General features: G+C 70.2%; 15 protein-coding genes and 1 other RNA gene. 5 read left to right on the top strand and 11 right to left on the bottom strand.

The genetic code is table 11. From position 1 onward, the window contains the following. Positions 1–13 precede the first annotated feature (13 nt). From ACPXB1_RS02715 to pruA, 9 genes are all read right to left on the bottom strand, one after another. Positions 14–970: a hypothetical protein gene (locus tag ACPXB1_RS02715; protein ID WP_355592445.1), complete on the bottom strand. Its 957-nt coding sequence runs from the start codon at positions 968–970 to the stop codon at positions 14–16. A gap of 36 nt (positions 971–1,006) precedes the next feature. After that, positions 1,007–1,498, bottom strand: a complete 492-nt coding sequence (locus ACPXB1_RS02710; RefSeq protein ID WP_355592447.1) for a hypothetical protein — start codon at positions 1,496–1,498, stop codon at positions 1,007–1,009. Between the two features lie 309 nt (positions 1,499–1,807). After that, positions 1,808–2,182: a transfer-messenger RNA gene (ssrA, locus tag ACPXB1_RS02705) on the bottom strand. Positions 2,183–2,286: 104 nt separating this feature from the next. Continuing rightward, complete coding sequence (gene smpB / locus ACPXB1_RS02700; protein WP_167945801.1) at positions 2,287–2,766, bottom strand: SsrA-binding protein SmpB; 480 nt, start codon at positions 2,764–2,766, stop codon at positions 2,287–2,289. Positions 2,767–2,915: 149 nt separating this feature from the next. Next, positions 2,916–3,791 (bottom strand): permease-like cell division protein FtsX, encoded by an 876-nt coding sequence (gene ftsX, locus ACPXB1_RS02695; RefSeq protein ID WP_355592449.1) that lies wholly within the window; start codon positions 3,789–3,791, stop codon positions 2,916–2,918. Positions 3,792–3,858: 67 nt separating this feature from the next. Beyond that, a complete protein-coding gene (ftsE, locus tag ACPXB1_RS02690; RefSeq protein ID WP_007455859.1) occupies positions 3,859–4,539 on the bottom strand; it encodes a cell division ATP-binding protein FtsE in 681 nt (226 codons plus the stop codon). Positions 4,540–4,657: 118 nt separating this feature from the next. Further along, on the bottom strand, positions 4,658–5,779 hold the full coding sequence (prfB, locus tag ACPXB1_RS02685) for a peptide chain release factor 2 (protein WP_053657278.1): 1,122 nt from the start codon (positions 5,777–5,779) through the stop codon (positions 4,658–4,660). 64 nt (positions 5,780–5,843) lie between these two features. Continuing rightward, positions 5,844–6,359 carry a PadR family transcriptional regulator gene (locus ACPXB1_RS02680; protein ID WP_355592451.1) on the bottom strand — a complete coding sequence of 172 codons (516 nt, stop codon included), beginning with the start codon at positions 6,357–6,359 and terminating at the stop codon, positions 5,844–5,846. Positions 6,360–6,534: 175 nt separating this feature from the next. Continuing rightward, entirely contained in the window at positions 6,535–8,163 is a 1,629-nt protein-coding gene (gene pruA, locus ACPXB1_RS02675; protein ID WP_355592453.1) for an L-glutamate gamma-semialdehyde dehydrogenase, read from the bottom strand. 356 nt (positions 8,164–8,519) lie between these two features. On the opposite strand from pruA, the gene ACPXB1_RS02670 reads away from it, so the two are divergent. Continuing rightward, a complete protein-coding gene (locus ACPXB1_RS02670; protein ID WP_355592455.1) occupies positions 8,520–9,635 on the top strand; it encodes a hypothetical protein in 1,116 nt (371 codons plus the stop codon). Positions 9,636–9,745: 110 nt separating this feature from the next. Here ACPXB1_RS02670 and ACPXB1_RS02665 read toward each other — a convergent pair whose 3' ends face one another. Then, a complete protein-coding gene (locus ACPXB1_RS02665; protein ID WP_355592457.1) occupies positions 9,746–10,255 on the bottom strand; it encodes a DUF6912 family protein in 510 nt (169 codons plus the stop codon). A 213-nt stretch (positions 10,256–10,468) separates the two neighbouring features. Here ACPXB1_RS02665 and ACPXB1_RS02660 point away from each other — a divergent pair, with 213 nt between their 5' ends. Together ACPXB1_RS02660 and ACPXB1_RS02655 are read left to right on the top strand one after the other, a co-directional pair. After that, positions 10,469–10,699, top strand: a complete 231-nt coding sequence (locus ACPXB1_RS02660) for a helix-turn-helix transcriptional regulator (protein ID WP_355592477.1) — start codon at positions 10,469–10,471, stop codon at positions 10,697–10,699. 100 nt (positions 10,700–10,799) lie between these two features. Next, on the top strand, positions 10,800–11,375 hold the full coding sequence (locus ACPXB1_RS02655) for an Rv3235 family protein (protein ID WP_355629168.1): 576 nt from the start codon (positions 10,800–10,802) through the stop codon (positions 11,373–11,375). A gap of 701 nt (positions 11,376–12,076) precedes the next feature. On the opposite strand, the gene secA is transcribed toward ACPXB1_RS02655, so the two are convergent. Then, positions 12,077–15,004 carry a preprotein translocase subunit SecA gene (gene secA, locus ACPXB1_RS02650; RefSeq protein ID WP_355597367.1) on the bottom strand — a complete coding sequence of 976 codons (2,928 nt, stop codon included), beginning with the start codon at positions 15,002–15,004 and terminating at the stop codon, positions 12,077–12,079. A 168-nt stretch (positions 15,005–15,172) separates the two neighbouring features. Here secA and ACPXB1_RS02645 point away from each other — a divergent pair, with 168 nt between their 5' ends. Both ACPXB1_RS02645 and ACPXB1_RS02640 read left to right on the top strand, forming a co-directional pair. Further along, complete coding sequence (locus ACPXB1_RS02645; RefSeq protein WP_355597365.1) at positions 15,173–16,327, top strand: GNAT family N-acetyltransferase; 1,155 nt, start codon at positions 15,173–15,175, stop codon at positions 16,325–16,327. After that, positions 16,324–17,436 carry a GNAT family N-acetyltransferase gene (locus tag ACPXB1_RS02640; RefSeq protein ID WP_355597363.1) on the top strand — a complete coding sequence of 371 codons (1,113 nt, stop codon included), beginning with the start codon at positions 16,324–16,326 and terminating at the stop codon, positions 17,434–17,436. The genes ACPXB1_RS02645 and ACPXB1_RS02640 overlap by 4 nt, the downstream gene beginning before the upstream one ends. Positions 17,437–17,446: the final 10 nt, after the last annotated feature.

Below are 17,446 nucleotides of genomic sequence, written 5' to 3'. Positions count from 1 at the left end.
CCTTGGCCGCCCGTCAGCGGGCGGCGATCGACAGTGGAGCGCCGGTGGCCACGTCCAGCACCGGCCGTGCCCCCAGCGGGGCGGTCAGGGTGACGGTGACCGGCTCGAACTTGAGCATGTCGGGGCACACGCCGCTGGGCCTGGTGACTGCGCCACCGACCACCACCACGTCCGGGCGTTCCCGCACCAGCGGCGTGATCCCGGTGTCACACGCGCCGACACCGAGCCGGACGGTCAGCCGTACCCCGTCGACAGCCACCAGGTCCTGGGCGGCCACCAGCCCTTCGGCCAGCGGCAGTGCCGGCGCGGTGGCTTCGGGGACCGGGGTGACCGCCGTGGGCGCGACCGCGAGCCGGGCCACCGGTGTGGCCAGTTCGTCGACAGCGAACAGCCAGGCCGGGACCTGAGCCTCACCCCGACTGGTACGTACCGGCACCGCGCCGAGCGTGACACCGGTGACGGTAAGCGGGAGGCAGGCGGTCTGCGTGGTGCTGGTGGACCAGCCGTCCGGCCCCGGCTCCACTGTGGGGCCGGACGGGCTGGGCAGGCCGGGCCGCTTGGGCCGACCCGGGCACGGCAGCGGGTCACCCTGGTCGAGCTGCCGGTACGCCTCGGCGGCGCTTACCAGCGGCACTGTCGACCGGCCGTCCGGGAAACGGATCTCCCCGTCGCCCACACCAGCCGACGGGATGGGGACCTGTGCCCGGTACCAGCCGGCACGGAAGGCCGCCTCGGTCTCCGAGGTGAAGCGCGGGTCACCGGGCAGCACTGTCTGCCCCTGCAACGGGACGTACCCGGTGCGCCAGTCCGTTCCTGGTCGCCACGCCTCGGCGACCTCGGTGGCGCGCGTGTCGAACGCCTCCGCGCCGCGTCCGGGACCGGCAGGCCCACCGGCGGGCTCGCCGCCGGTCGCGGCGCACCCAACCCCGAAGAGCAGCGGGAGTACGAGCAGAAAGACCTCTCGACGCATGCCGGGTTCGACGCGCCCGCCGACACCCCGGTTCCCTCAGGTCTCACCCCCGAGATCCGTCTGGTACGCCTGCCAGAGCAGCTCGGCGCCCCGCCGCCGGTGCCGGGTCAACGCCCGCAGCAGGTGGCCCGCCCGATGCCGCAACTCGTCGAGGCTTGCCTCGGGCCGCTCGGCGAGCCGCTGCACGGCGAGCATGGTGGCGACGATCGCGGCATGCTCCCGGGTCAGCAGCCGAACCCTGTGGTCCAGGCGAGGCGAATGGGTGAGCAACTCCCGGTAGAGGCCGGAAGGGCCCTCGGTGACCCGGACGTGCTCGGCGAAACCCTGCCCGACCGGACGCAGCCGACGCAGCACGTTCTCGCGCCAGCACGACTCGATCGTCGCGTCGGCGACGGCGTCGGTGTCGGCGACGGCTCGGGCGAGGGCGTGCACGTCACCGGCGAGCCCGGCGGAACGCGGCTGACCGGGCAACCCGACGGGGTACACCCGTGTGGCAACTGACGGCTGCTGGACCGGACCGGTGACCATGGCACCTCCCGCGGCTGCGCTGCTACCCCATACCGCGATGGTGAACCCCGCCCGCCTGCCCTGTCCAGAGGGCCCGGCGGGCTCATCTGCCCCATAGGTCACAGACGTCACTCCCACCTCGGAGGCCCCGGCGGTGATCGACTCGGTTTCACTGAAATCGCGGTGTCCCGGCGCTCCGGATGCCCCGGCTTCAAGGAAGCCGAGTCGATCTCAAGGAGCTGGCGCGGGCCGAGCGGCTGGCGCCGGCCGTCGACACGGGTAGAAACGGCGATGCGCCCCGGCTGGTGGGCCGGGGCGCATCGTTCGAGGTGGTGGAGGTGCCGGGAATCGAACCCGGGTCCTTCGCCGGTTTGTCAGGGCTTCTCCGAGCGCAGCTCGCTATGCCTCTACTCGGCCCCACCGCTCACGCGAGCAAGTTGGTGTGACGGGCCCAGTCGCTGATTTATCTCGCCGCACGGACCCCGCGACCGGGTCCGATTGGCCAGCCTTCTAGCTGATGCCGGCTACTGGGACGAAGGCGTTCCCAGGCCGACAGACTCACTACTCGCCTCAGGCGGCGAGAGCGAAGTCAGCGCGTTGGTTCTTGGCGCTTATTGGTTTCCGACGACCGATTCTCGAGACGACGTCGGCTTCCTCGGCTCGCTTCCCCTGTCGCTGCGTACGAAGTCGAAACCAGTCACCCCCTCGACAGGCCGCCGATGTGGCGGCACTGACAAGACTAACGCCTGCCGCAACGGGTTTCATCCCGAGCCCCGGGCCGACACGTCGACACGGACAAACGGGACGAACTAATCGTCCATGCCCTTGCCGCGCCGACCGGAGATCCGGGCGATCTCCCGGTCCGCGTCGCGCTTGGCGAGGTCCTGCCGCTTGTCGTACGACTTCTTGCCCTTGGCCAGGGCGATCTCCACCTTGGCCCACCCGTCGGAGAAGTAGACCTGCAACGGGACGATTGTCAGCCCACCCTCGCGGGTCTTGCCGAGCAGCTTGTCGATCTCGCCCCGGTTGAGCAGCAGCTTGCGGGTACGCCGGGGCTCGTGGTTGGTCCAGGTGCCCTGGGTGTACTCCGGGATGTGCATCGCGTGCAGGTACAACTCGCCGTTGCGCTCCTGCGCGAACGCGTCGACAAGCGACGCCCGACCGGCCCGCAGCGACTTGACCTCCGTGCCGGTGAGCGCCATGCCCGCCTCGTACGTGTCGAGGATCGAGTAGTCGTGACGCGCCTTCTTGTTGGAGGCGACCACCTTGCGCCCCTTTTCCCGTGGCATCGGTGCCACCCCCTCTCCTCCAAGGTCCGTGGCGAGCTACCCCACCCGGACAACCGATCATGCTACCTGAATGACAAGGGCCCTCCCGCGCCGTTTATTTCCGGCGCGGGAGGGCCCTTCGGGAGACGACGGGAGGACCCGTGCGGTAGCTAGACCCGCAGGTAGAAGCGCAGGGTGATCCAGGCGGTGGCGGCACTGACCAGGCCACCGACGCCGGCCATCAGCGGGAACACGAACAGGATGTCGCCCCAACTGATCGGCGAGAGCAGACCCTGCAACGCTCTGAGAGACCCGTCGAAGAGCAGATACTTCGCCGCGACAAGGGCCACCAGACCGAGCAGTGAACCGATCAGGCCGGCAACGACGGCCTCCAGCACGAACGGCGCCTGGATGAACCAGTTGGACGCGCCGACCAGCTTCATGACCGCCACCTCACGCCGCTTGCTGTACGCGGCGACCTGGATGGTGTTGGCCACCAGGAGCAGCGCGGCGATAGCCATCACGATCGCGGCGGCAAGGGCGATGTTCTGGATCGCGGTGAGGACGTCGAAGATCTTGTCGAGCAGTCGACTCTGGTCGACGATCTCGTCGACGCCCTCGGTGTCCTTGTACTTGTCGTAGATGTCCTTGTACTGCTCCGGGTTGTTCAGCTTGAGGCGGAACGACTCGGGCAGCTGGTCCGGCTTGACGGCGTTCACCAGGTCCGGAGCGTCCTGGTACATCTCCTGGAACTTCTTGTACGCCTCGTCCTTGTTGACGTAGATGACGTTCTTGACCAGGGGGTCGCCGTCGAGCTGGGCGTTCAGGTCGGTGCGCTGCTGCTCGCTCACCTCCTGGTTCAAGAAGATCGAAACCTCGATGTTCTTGTAGTAGAGGTCCTTCATGTCGTCAACCTGGCGGTACATGAGACCGCTGGCGCCGAGCATGGTCAGCGAGACCGCCATCGTGATGATCATCGCGATGGTCATGGTCACGTTGCGCCACAGTCCGACCAGTACCTCGGACAGGACGTATTTCACGCGCATCGGGATTTCCTCCGGGTCTCCGGCATGAAGTGTTCGTCGTCAGGCTGCGCAGGGGTGGAGCGGGGGCTCACCCGTAGACGCCGCGGGCCTGGTCACGCACGATGCGGCCGCTCTCGATCTCGATGACGCGGCGGCGCATCTGGTTCACGATGTTGGAGTCGTGGGTGACCATCACGACGGTCGTGCCGGTGCGGTTGATCCGGTCCAGCAGGCGCATGATCTCGATCGAGGTGTCCGGGTCCAGGTTTCCCGTCGGCTCGTCCGCCAGGAGGATCAGCGGGCGGTTCACGAACGCCCGGGCGACGGCGACACGCTGCTGCTCACCACCGGAGAGCTCGTGCGGGTAGCGGTGCTCCTTGCCACCGAGACCGACCAGCTCCAGCACCTCCGGCACGACCCGGCGGGCGACCGCCTTGGTCTTGCCGATCACCTCAAGGGCGAACGCCACGTTCTCGTACGCGGTGCGGTTCGGCAGAAGCCGGAAGTCCTGGAAGACGCAGCCGATCGAGCGCCGGAAGTGGGGTCGCTTCCAGGAACGCATCGAGGTGACGTCCTTGCTGTTGACGATGACGCGCCCCTTGTTGGGGGTGACCTCGTGCAGCAGCATTTTGATGATCGTGGACTTGCCGGAGCCGGATGGACCGATGAAGAAGACGAACTCGCCCTTCTCGATCGAGACGGACACGTTGTCGAGCGAAGGCCGGGACGCCTTCGGGTACGTCTTCGTCACTTGCTCAAGCTGAATCACGGGTGGTGAGTCTACGCGGTGTAACAACTTAGCCAAGCCCCACGTCCCGCCGAAGCGGCGCGCGTCGTCGATTCAGGCCTCTACCTGGAGATCGATGACGCGCTCCGCCCGCACGCCGTCACGCACCGTCGCCGGTCAACTGCCGCTGCTTGCGCCAGCGGATACCGGCTTCGATGAAACCGTCGAGCTCGCCGTCGAAGACCGCGCTCGGATTGCCGGTCTCCTGCTCGGTTCGGAGATCCTTCACCATCTGATACGGGTGCAGGACGTACGAGCGCATCTGGTCGCCCCACGAACCGGCGGCGTTCTCCTTGAGACCCTCCAGCTTGGCCTGCTCCTCCTGGCGCTTGCGCTCCAACAGGCGGGCCTGGAGCACCCGCAGCGCGGATGCCTTGTTCTGTAGCTGGGACTTCTCGTTCTGGCAGGTCACCACGATGCCGGTCGGGATGTGGGTCAGCCGGACCGCCGAGTCGGTGGTGTTGACGCTCTGCCCACCGGGCCCGGAGGAGCGGTAGACGTCGACGCGTACCTCGTTCTCGGGGATGTCGATGTGGTCGGTCTGCTCGGTCACGGGCAGGACCTCGACGCCCGCGAAGCTGGTCTGCCGGCGGCCCTGGTTGTCGAACGGGCTGATCCGGACCAGCCGGTGGGTGCCGGACTCGACGCTGAGGGTGCCGTAGGCGTAGGGCACCTTGACCGCGAAGGTGGCCGACTTCAGGCCCGCCTCCTCGGCGTACGAGGTTTCGTAGACCTCGGTCGGGTAGCCGTGCCGCTCCGCCCAGCGCAGGTACATCCGCAGCAGCATCTCGGCGAAGTCCGCCGCGTCCACGCCGCCGGCGCCGGCCCGGATGGCGACAAGCGCCTCCCGCGAGTCGTACTCGCCGGAGAGCAGGGTGCGGACCTCCATCTCCTGGATGGCCTTGGTGAGCCCGGTGATCTCCACCTCGACCTCGGTCAGCACGCCCGGGTCGGACTCGGCCTCGGCCAGCTCCAGCAGCACGCGGGCGTCGTCGAGCTGGGAACGCAGGCTGCCCAGCTTGCTGATCTCGCCGTTGACGTACGACAGCTGCGAGGTCACCTGCTGCGCCTTGGCCTGGTCGTCCCACAGGTCAGGGGCGGACGCCTCCTGCTCCAGGCGGGCCTTCTCCTCGTGCAGCCGGTCCAGGTTGAGGACGGCCTCGATGTTGCGCAGGGTCGCGTCGAGTTCCTTGAGCTGTTCGGCGTAATCGGCAGCGGTCACGACAGACAAGCGTACTGTGCCGCAGCCGGAGCAGCTCGTTCCGTATGCGAGAACCTGCCGATCATCATCCGGCGGGGGCGGACTTCAGCCAGGACAGCGCCGCCTTGTGGTAGGCGACAGCGAACTCCAGCGCGCTGGCGTCGTACGTCTCGCCGTCCCGTTTGGCGTTCTTGACCTGCTCACGCACCTGCGCCAGGGCCTCGGTGTGGTATTCGTTGGCCGAGGCGTACAGGCCCTTGAGCTGGCTGGCGGAGTGCAGGTTGCCGAAGGCCATCCGGAGCGCGACCGGGTTGCGGATGGTGTCCCGCCCCGGGTTCTCCGCCAGCCAACGGGAGAATGTCCGTTTTCCGCTTGCCGTGAGCGCGTACGGCTGACTCATCCGCGGGCCCGGCTTGCCGAGCCGCACGTAACCCCGCTCGGCAAGCACCGGCAACTCCCGGTAGACCTGACTGCGGGTCATCGACCAGTACGGCGCCAGCCGGCGCTCTGCGGCGGCCATCAGCTGGCCGCCTGTCATGGGACCCTCGTGGAGCAGCCCGAGCAGGGCCGCCGCCGTGGGGTTGACTCCGGATTCCGCCATGCCCGTTACGCTGCCACTTTGCGCTGTCTGCGTCCAGGTTTTGACGGTTTGCCACTCGAACGTCTTCCTATGTGCACTGTCGGCGGCAGACTGTCCGTTGAGGACTATCGATGGATTGGGCCCGCTCGGTCGCCCGCCGACGGCGCTGCGCACGCCGCCGGCGGGCCACCGCAGGTCAGCCCATGTGGGGGTACGTGTGGTCGGTCGGCGGCACGAACGTCTCCTTGATCGTCCGCGGTGACAGCCAGCGGACCAGGTTGAGCCAGGAGCCTGCCTTGTCGTTGGTGCCGCTGGCCCTGGCACCACCGAACGGCTGCTGCCCGACGACCGCGCCGGTCGGCTTGTCGTTGATGTAGAAGTTGCCGGCCGCGTACCGCATCCGCTCGGCGACCGCGTCGATCACCCGGCGGTCGGTGGCGAAGACCGACCCAGTCAGCGCGTACGGGGCGATCGACTCGGCCTGCGCGACCACCTCGTCGAAGCGCGCGTCGTCGAACACGTGCACGCCGAGGATCGGCCCGAAGTACTCGGTGGTGAAGGTCTCGTGGGCGGCGTCGGAGCACTCGAAGAGCGTCGGCCGGACGAAGTAGCCGACCGAGTCGTCGGCGGTGCCGCCGGCCAGCACCCGACAGGAGTCGTCACCGCCGATCAACTCCAACGCGGCGGTGTGCCGGGCGAACGCCTTGTCGTCGATCACCGCGCCGCCGAAGTTACCGAAGTCGGCCACGTCGCCGTACGTCAGCGAGTCGGTGGTGGCGGCCAGGCGCTCCCGCAGCCCACCCTCCCAGAGCGAGCGCGGCACGTACGCCCGGGAGGCCGCCGAGCACTTCTGGCCCTGGTACTCGTAGGCGCCACGGATCAGCGCGGTGTGCAGGGCGTCCACGTCGGCGCTTGTGTGCGCGACCACGAAGTCCTTGCCGCCGGTCTCGCCGACGAGCCGGGGGTAGCCCCGGTACCGGGCGATGTTGTCGCCGACGGTCCGCCAGAGCTGCTGGAAGACCTTCGTCGAGCCGGTGAAGTGGATGCCGGCCAGGTCCGGGTCGGCGAGTACGACGTCGGAGACCTCCTCGCCCCGCCCGGTCACCATGTTGATCACGCCGGGCGGCAGACCGGCGGCCTCGAACAGTCGCATTGTGAAGTGCGCGGCGAACTGCTGGGTCGGGCCCGGCTTCCAGATGACCGTGTTGCCCAGCAGGGCCGGCGCCGACGGCAGGTTGCCGGCGATCGCCGTGAAGTTGAACGGGGTGACCGCGTAGACGAAGCCCTCCAGCGGGCGGTGGTCGAAGCGGTTCCAGACCCCGGGCGAGGAGGCCGGCTGCTCCTCGAGCAGGCGGCGGGCGAAGTGCACGTTGAACCGGAGGAAGTCGATGAACTCGCAGGCCGCGTCGATCTCCGCCTGGATCGCGGTCTTCGACTGACCGAGCATCGTGGCGGCGTTGAGCGTGTCGCGCCACGGGCCGGCGAGCAGTTCGGCGGCGCGCAGGAAGATCGCGGCCCGCTCCTCGAACGGCAGCGCCCGCCACATCGGGGCCGCGTCCTTGGCAGCCTTGATCGCGGTACGGGCGTCGTCGTGGGTGGCGTGCGCGGTGACGCCAAGCACGTGGGCGTGCTTGTGCGGCTGCACCACGTTGATCGGATCGCCGCCGGCCATCCGCTGCTCGCCACCGATGGTCATCGGCAGGTCGATCTTCTCGGCGGCCAGCTCGGTAAGCCTCCGCTGGAGCCGCTCCCGGTCTCCGCTGCCCGGCTCGTAGTTGCGAACCGGCTCGTTGCGTGGCTCGGGTACGGAGAACACGGCGTCCATCAAGGCTCCTGTTGGCGAACTCGACAGCGGTGGCGAAAACCGGACCCACGGGCGACGACCGGACGGCCGGACACCGGGCGCCGCACGGGGTGGCCGGGCAGCGGAGGGACCTCCCGCCGATTCTTTCATGCGGACCTGGTCACCTCACCGTCACCACCGCCCGGCGTCAAGGACCGGTACACCCCTTCCCTCCTTACCGACCTGGCTCGACAAATGAGCCGTACACGGTCTCGCCAGACGGAGCTCCGGAGCGGCCGGGCCCGTCGTACCCGCTGGGCCCGTCCCGGGGTCGACGGGCACTGCGCTGGGCCCGCGTACCCTGAATGGCGGTGACCTGCCGCCTCGAAGGGGAGACGATGACCAAGCAGCCCGGCCGCGCCCCAACCGCGGAGTCGGACCAGCCGGCGGTCGACGCCACCCCCGACGGCCGTCTGGCGCCCGCGCCGGGTGCGGCGGTGCTCGCGCTGGTGGCGCTCGGCTGGCTCGCCGCGATGCTCTGGTCGACGCGGGAGGCCATCACCTCGTCCGCGGCGGGCATCACCGCGATCAGCCTCTCCGCGTTCGCCCTGCCCGGCGTGATCTCGGCCGCGCTGGTGGCCGGGGCCGCCACGGCCCTGGCCTTCGGCAACCTGCTGTCCCGGCGGTACGGCGACTCGATCACCCTGCGGTTCGTCGGCGCGATCGGCGCCGGAATGGTGGTCGGGCTGTCCGCCGCGCTGGCCATCAACCTCACCTACTTCGACACCTCGACCACAAACGTGATCGCCGGCACCACCGCAGCCGCCGCGATCATCGGTGGCGCGGTCGCCGGCGCGCGTACGGCCCCGGCGGTCGGAGCGGTGGTGACCGCCGCACTGGGCACGCTGATCTTCGTGGTCGCGTTCAGCCGCGCCCGGGACCCTCTGTTCAACCTCTTCGGCGCGGGTGACACCCAGCAGTCACTGGTGGACGCCGCCAAGTGGGTGTCGCGCACCGAATCGCTCCTGGCCGGGCTGCTCGCCGGGCTGCTCGCCTTCGGCTACCTCACCTGGGCGCGACGGCGTGCCCTGCGCCGCGACCCGGGCACGGCAGCGCTGCGCTGGCCCGCGTACCTGCTCGCCGGCGCCGGGCCGGGGCTGCTCCTGCTGCTCGCCGAGGCGATCATCCGGATCGGCGGCAGGTCACTTCTGGACCTGGCAAGCGCGCTCAGCGAGGCGGACGCCGTGGCTCAGACCTCGCTGGGCACCTCGCGGGTGGACAACGGCATCTGGGTGCTGTTCGTCGGGGCGCTTACCGCGCTCATCGCGTTCGGCCGCACGCTCGGTCCGACCCCCGACGACGAGCCGGATGCCCCCACCGGTCCTGCCGCCACTCCTGCGGCCACTCCCGCCGCCGGGACGGACCAGACCGACCGGGCTGAGCCGACCGATCCGGACGAGGTCGACGCGGACAGTGCCGACGCCGACCCGGCGAGGGTCGATCCGGCCCGCTGACCGACCAATACGGTCCCGGCCCAAGCGGCCCACTGGCTGCTTCCGGCCGGCTCGCTCGGCCCGCCGGACACGGCGCGCGCCCGGCCCGCCTCAGGCGCCGGATGCCTGGTTCAGTCCGTGGCGCGGAGCAGCAGATCCAACTCCGTCACGTCGTACCACTCCAGCTCGTGGTCCTCGGCCCCGTCGACGGTGAACTGCGCGTCCGGGTCGCCAGCGTCGGCCTCGGCCACCACGTCGGCCGCCGCGGCGACCTCCGCGACGGCGTCCGCGCCGTCCACGTGGAGCGCCGCGACAGCGCCCACCGGCACGGTGTCAGCCAGCGTCACAGTGCTGGAACCCAGCTCACCGTCACCCCGTCCGATCACTGCCGGGGGCAGGTCGACCGAGACGACCACCCGGCGGCGTGGCGCGGCCGGGTCGGCCCGGAGCAGGTGCAGCGCGTCCTGGGCGGCCCTGGTGAACGCGACGTACTCCAGTTCCTCCTCGTCGCCCTCCGCGTACCACTCGCGCAGCGCCGGAGTCACGGCGTGCGCCCGGTCGGTGGTCAGCCCCTGCTCGCGCAGGCGGGCCAGCATCGGTACGGTCGCCGGCACGTACACCCGGACAAGCTCGTCGGTCACCGGTCGTCTCCCTGCTCGATCCTCCACCGGCGGCTGCCGGCACGGGCGCAGATCATGCCGCACGCCGTGATCGTCATACACCTCGCCCGCGGTCGGTGGAAGTTTCCCGACGGTGTGTCCGCCGGAGGATGGCACACCTCATTGGCCGGTCAGTGCTGGGCGGCAGAGCCTGTCGATGGCAAACTGAGGCAAACGACATCAAGACCGGGAGTGATTGTGGAGCCGAGGTTCCTGCTGCTGTCCGACGTGGCCGCCGAGCTGAACGTGTCGGACTCGCAGGTCTACCACATGGTTCGCAGCGGGGAACTGCCGGCAATCAAGATCGGCGGACGCGGGCAGTGGCGGGTCGAGCGCGCCCGGCTGGAGGAGTACATCGCCCAGAAGTACGCCGAAACCGCCGACTGGGTACGCGGCAACCCCCTCGTCGACCGCGACCCGGAGTAGCCATTTTGCTTCAACGCGCCATTGACCGGGGCCGTTCAATCGCTCAGAATCGAGCTTGTCGGAGGCAAACGTAGGCAAACGCAAGATCAAGGGAGCAGCCATGACCGAGCGGCGACCCGGTTCCTCCCGACCACCAGTGCGGCTGCGTCCCGTCCCGCCGATCGACCCGCCGTACCCGGACGAGGCCTACTGGCCCACCCACGGCCAACTCGCCCTCGATCTGTTCGCCGCGAACCGGCCGGACCCGGTCCGGCCGGCGGAGCGTCGCACGGCCCTGCGCCGGGTGCCCACCCGACCCGACACCCATCCGGGTGCCCCGCTGCCACCCGCAACAGCCCCCGAGGCGACCCGGGCCGCGCACCGCTTCGTCGGCACCTGCCTGGAGGTGGTCAACGGCTACCGGTCGCCGGCACAGCTACGCCCACTGCTCGACCCCAGTCAGGCAAGTGACCTGCTCACCGAACTGGCCCGCGCCACCAACCGGGCCGGGTCGAACCGCCGCCGGGCAGCACGGGCGGCAGTGCGCCTGCTCCGCGTACGCGTCTGCGAGCCCCGGGAAGGCGCCGTCGAGGGGGCCGCCGTCCTCACCGGCGTGGGTGGTCAGAGCTGGGCTATCGCCCTGCGGCTGGAACACCGCCGGGGCCGCTGGCTCTGCACTGCCCTCCACGTCCTCTGACAGCGCCTCGCAGGTGCGCGGCCGCAAGGGCCACACCAGACAGAGGTGGACACCGACACGGACGCGCCCACCGGTACGAGTACGCGCCCCCGGAAGAGGCGTGTACTGGCGAGGGCCAGCCCCGGCCGAAGGCCGCACCCTACGACGCCACCCACGAAGGCCGCACCCAACAAGGTGCGCGCACTGGCGAGGGCCCGCCTCGGGCGAAGGCCGCACCCCTGCGATGCCGCCCACCAATGAGGGGCTGCGGCACAACCCACCCGACCAACAAAGAGCGAAATACTCCTTCCGGGTCAAATGCCTCGCGGCGACAGGGCAGCCCGGCCCTGACACCGAACTGGGGCGTGTGATCCACTCGGCTTCCTTGAAATCGGGGTATCACCCAAAGGCGGACACCCCGATTTCAAGGAAGCCGTGATGATCTTGGGCACAGGGCGGGAGCGGAGGCGCAGCGCGGGCGCGGAGGGCGAGGCGCGGCGCGGACGCAGGGCGCGGACGTAGGGCGCAGCGCGAGGCGGGCGCAGCGCGAGGCGGGCGCAGCGCGAGGCTCGGCCTGGGCACACGCCGACCAGCCCACGCCCGCCGATCCGCCCACGCACGCGACCAGCGCACGCACGCCGATCCGCCCACGCACGCGACCAGCGCACGCACGCCGACGGGCCCCGGCCTTGGTGGCTGGGGCCCGTCGGGCTTGCTTTCGGTCAGTTGCCGCCGTTGGGGGCGCCGTGGCAGCGCTTGTACTTGCGGCCCGAGCCGCAGGGGCACGGCGCGTTGCGGGACGGGCCGTTGCTCGCCTCGGCCTGGTTCGCGGCGGACCGGCGGGCGCCGGCTGACGGGACCGCAGGCCCACGCAGCCCGGAGCCCGGCCGCTGTGGGGCGGACGGGGCGGTACGGCCCGGTGCCGCCGGGGCACCCTGCGCCGGGCGGCCCACGCCGAGGGCAGGCGCCTGCTGGCTTTCCTGCTCGACGGCGACCGCACCGGGGCTGGCGTCGCCGTCGATGGTCGGGGCGGAGTATTGCAGGCCCTGTCGCCGTGGCGCCCGGTCGAGGCCCTTGGCCCGGATCTCCACCGGCTTGTCGAGCAGCTTGACCTCTTCGGTCTCCTCGGTGGTCTCGGGCTCGGCGACCTGGACTTCCATGTTGTAGAGGAAGCCGACGGTCTCCTCCTTGATGCCATCCATCATGGTGGCGAACATGTCGAAGCCCTCGCGCTGGTATTCCACCACCGGGTCACGCTGGGCGTACGCCCGAAGGCTGATGCCCTCCTGCAGGTAGTCCATCTCGTACAGGTGCTCGCGCCACTTTCGGTCGATCACCTGGAGCAGGACCATCCGCTCGAGCTGACGCGTCCCCTCGGCGCCGAGCTGCTCCTCGCGGCGGTCGTACGCGGCGTGCGCGTCGTCCTTGAGTCGGGCGATCAGGAAGTCGGCGTCCATGCCGGAGCGGGAACCGCCGGCCTCCTCCTCCATCTCCTCGATGGTCACGCCGACGGGGTAGAGCTGCTTGAGGCTGGACCAGAGCTGCTCGAGGTCCCAATCCTCGCCGTAGCCCTCGGAGGTGGCACCGCGCACGTACGCCTCGACGGTTTCGTCGATCATGCTGCGGACCTGCTCGGACAGGTCTTCGCCGTTGAGCACCCGCAGCCGCTCGGCGTAGACGACCTGGCGCTGCTTGTTGAGCACCTCGTCGTACTTGAGAACGTTCTTGCGGATCTCGGCGTTCTGGCCCTCGATCTGGGCCTGGGCGCTCTTGATCTGGCGGGTGACCATCTTGGACTCGATGGGCACGTCCTCGGGGATGTTGAAGCGCTCCATCACCGCCTCGACAGCGCCGGCCCGGAAGCGTCGCATCAGCTCGTCCTGGAGCGACAGGTAGAAGCGGGACTCGCCCGGGTCACCCTGCCGGCCGGCGCGACCACGCAGCTGGTTGTCGATCCGTCGGGACTCGTGCCGCTCGGTGCCCAGCACGTAGAGGCCACCGGCGGCGGCGACCTCCTCCGCCTCGGCGTCGCAGGCCTGCTTCCACGTGGGAAGGACCTCCTCCATCGCCTTGGCGTACTCCTCCTCGTTCTCCAGCGGGTCGAGGCCACGCTGACGCAGCTCGTTGGCCGCGAGGAACTCGGGGTTGCCGCCGAGCAGGATGTCGGTGCCACGACCGGCCATGTTTGTGGCGACTGTGACAGCGCCCTTACGCCCGGCCTGGGCGACGATCTCGGCCTCGCGGGCGTGGAACTTGGCGTTGAGCACGTTGTGCGGGATGCCCCGGCGGCGCAGCAACTGGGAGAGGATCTCGGAGTTTTCCACCGAGACGGTGCCGACGAGCACGGGCTGGCCCATCTGGTGCCGCTCGGCGATGTCCTCGATGACGGCGTTGAACTTGGCCTTTTCGGTCTTGTAGATGACGTCCGGCCGGTCCTCACGGACCATCGGGCGGTGGGTCGGGATGCTCACGACGCCGACCTTGTAGACCTTGTTGAACTCGCCGGCCTCGGTCTGCGCCGTACCGGTCATGCCGGACAGCTTGTTGTAGAGGCGGAAGTAGTTCTGGAGGGTGATGGTGGCCAGGGTCTGGTTCTCCTGCTTGATCTCCACCCCCTCCTTGGCCTCGATCGCCTGGTGCATGCCCTCGTTGTAGCGACGGCCGTGCAGGATGCGACCTGTGAACTCGTCGACGATCAGGACCTCACCGTCGTTGACGATGTAGTCCTTGTCGCGCTTGTAGAGCTCCTTGGCCTTGATGGCGTTGTTGAGGTAGCCGACCAGCGGGGTGTTCACCGACTCGTACAGGTTGTCGATGCCGAGGCGGTCCTCCACCTTGGCGACACCGCGCTCGGTCACCGCGATGGTGCGCTTGGAGTAGTCGACCTCGTAGTCGCCCTCGCCGTCGGTGCCGGGCTGGAGCCGGGCCACCACTCCGGCGAACTCGCCGTACCAGCGGGCCGAGTGCTCGGCGGGGCCGGAGATGATCAGCGGGGTACGCGCCTCGTCGATGAGGATCGAGTCGACCTCGTCGACCACCGCGAAGTTGTGCCCGCGCTGGACCAGCTCGTCGTGCGACCAGGCCATGTTGTCGCGCAGGTAGTCGAAGCCGAACTCGTTGTTGGTGCCGTACGTGATGTCGCACTCGTACGCGGCCCGGTGCTCGCTGGCCGGACGGTTGGGAAGCACCACGCCGACGGTCAGGCCGAGGAACTCGTGCACCCGACCCATCCAGGCGGCGTCGCGCTGGGCGAGGTAGTCGTTGACGGTGACCACGTGCACGCCGTCGCCGGAGAGCGCGTTGAGGTAGACGGCCATGACCGAGGTCAGCGTCTTGCCCTCACCGGTCTTCATCTCGGCGATGTTGCCGAAGTGCAGCGCCGCGCCGCCCATGACCTGGACGTCGTACGGTCGCTGGCCGAGCACGCGGGCAGACGCCTCGCGGGCCACCGCGAACGCCTCCGGCAGGAGGTCGTCGAGGGTCTCGCCGTCGGCCAGCCGTTCCCGGAACTGTTCGGTCATGCCGGCCAGTTCCTCGTCGGTGAGGTTGACGTAGTCGTCCTCGATCGAGTTGACGGCGGCGGCGATGGCCTTGAGCCGGCGCACCATACGGCCCTCGCCTGCGCGAAGGACCTTTTCCAGAATCGACACGGATCAACGCTCCCCTAGACGGTCTCGAACCATCGTAGGCGCTCCCCGGGCGCAATGGTCACTGGTGGCGGCGGTCCATCCCGCCGAACCCGACATAACTCGCGCACGAGGTGCGGCCAGGACGATATCCGGTTACGCCGTCGGCGAACGTTCCGGCACGATGCACGAGTGAGCGATCGGAAGATCATCGAGGACGGGTTGCTGCTGCGGCCCTGGCAGGAGGCGGACGCCGACGCGGTGCACCGCGCATGCCAGGACCGCGACATCCAGCGCTGGACCACTGTGCCGCGGCCGTACCGGCGGGAGCACGCGCGCAGCTTCGTCACGGAACTCAGCGGACGGGCCTGGGCGGAGGGCACCGGGGCGCCGTTCGCGGTCTGCGACCCGACCAGCGGGGAACTGCTCGGCTCCTGCGGGCTGATCTCCATCGACGGCAACGGCACCGGCGAGGTCGGCTACTGGACGGCACCCTGGGCGCGCGGGCGGAACGTGATGGTCCGTGCCACCCGGGCGCTGGCCCGCTGGTCGTTCGGGACGCTCGGCCTGCGCCGGCTGATCTGGCAGGCCGAGGTGGGCAACCACGCCTCCCGGCTTGTCGCGCTCCGCGCCGGATTCCGGATCGACGGCCGGCTGCGGCTGGCCGGGTCGGCATCGGACGGCGGCGGCCCGGAGGGCTGGATCGGCACGCTGCTGCCCGGCGAGGTGCCCGAGCCGGGGTCCACCGGACCGGCCGGCCCCGGCACCCTTGTCGCCCGCCGGGCCGCCGTGTTCGGCCGCCCGCAGCCGACCCTCTTCGCCACGGCCGGGGCCGGTGAGCTGCGGCTGCGGCCGATGGAGGAGCAGGACCTGGACGCCGTGGTGCTCACCTGCCGGGACCCGGAGACCATTCGCTGGACCACGGTCCCGGACCCGTACCAGCGCGCCGACGCACAGGGCTATCAAGGTTTCGGCCAGGCCGCCTGGGCTCGGGGGGACGCCGCCTGTTTCGTCATCGCCGACCCCGACGACAGGTACGTCGGCTCGCTCGACCTTCGCCTCTCCCCCGCTGATCCGCTGCTCGCCGACGTGGGCTTCATGACCGCCCCGGCGGCCCGTGGCCGGGGTTACCTGCCGGCCGCGCTGCTCGCGCTCAGCGCCTGGGGGTTCACCACGCTGGGCCTGGCGCGGATCGAGTGGAAGGCGAACGTGGGCAACAACGCCTCCCGCCGGGCCGCCGAGAAGGCGGGCTTCGGGTTCGAGGGGATCGCCCGTGGCGGAGTGTCGCACCGGGGTGAACGGGTCGACGCCTGGGTGGGCGCGCTGCTCGCCGAGGACCTGGCGTGACAGGAGAGAAGGTCGTCGAGGCGTACGGGCTGCGGCTGCGGCAGTTCCGGGCCGACGACATCGCGGACGTGGTCGACGGCTGCGCGGACCCGCTCAGCCAGCGGTTCGTCACGAGCCTGCCGGCGCCGTACACCGAGGTCGACGCCCGTTGGTGGATCGAGGCGGGCGCGCCCGCGGCCTGGACCGGTGGCGGCACCGCGTACGCCATCGCGGACCCGGCCACCGACCGGCTGCTCGGCGGGGTCGGCCTGAACTATCCGGTGCCCGACCGTGGCCAGGTCGAGATCGGCTACTGGGTACGGCCGTCGGCGCGCGGGCGCGGGGTGGCCACTGCCGCCACCCGCGCGTTGAGCGAGCACGCGTTCGCCGCCGGAGCGATCCGGCTGGAACTGCTGACCGAGCCGGAGAATGCGCCCAGCCAGCGGGTCGCGCTGGCCGCCGGCTACCGGTACGAGGGCCTGCGTCGGTCCGCCGGCCGGTCCCGGGACGGCGGTCGGCACGACCTGCTGGCATGGGTACGCCTCGCCGAGGACCCGCCCGGCCCGACTGCCCGCCTGCTGCCCGACCTGCCCGACGGTGTGCTCACCGATCAGGTGGTGGCGCTGCGCCGGCTCGGGCCGGACGACGCGGAGCTGATGTACCGGCTGCACAGCCGGCCGGAGGTGGTGGCGAACCAGGCGCCGCCGGTGCCGCCGGCGCGGGAGTCGATCGAGCGGCGCTGCGCGACGGCGGAGAGCGCCTGGCTGACCGGCGACATCGCCCGGCTGCTGATCACCGACGTGGCCACCGGGGAGCCGGCGGGCAGTTGCGGGCTGTCGTATTCGGACGTGGGCAGCGGTGAGGGGTCGATCGGCTACGCGCTGCTGCCGGGCTGGCGTGGCCGGGGGTACGCCACGCGGGCGGTGCGGCTGCTCGCCGGTTGGGCGTTCGGGCGGGCCGGCATGGCGCGGCTGACCGCCGGCACGGTGCCGGAGAACACCGCCTCGCACCGGGTGTTGGAGCGGGTCGGGTTCCAGCGCGAGGCACTGCAACGGGGTCGTCTGCCCGGACTGGCCGGCACCCGTCTGGACGACCTGACCTGCGCGCTGCTGCCGGACGAGCTGCGCTGACTGATCATGG

Source organism: Micromonospora sp. DT68 (genome assembly GCF_049847245.1).
GTDB classification, from domain to species: domain Bacteria; phylum Actinomycetota; class Actinomycetes; order Mycobacteriales; family Micromonosporaceae; genus Micromonospora; species Micromonospora profundi.
This window is presented reverse-complemented; position numbering and strand designations above follow the sequence as displayed.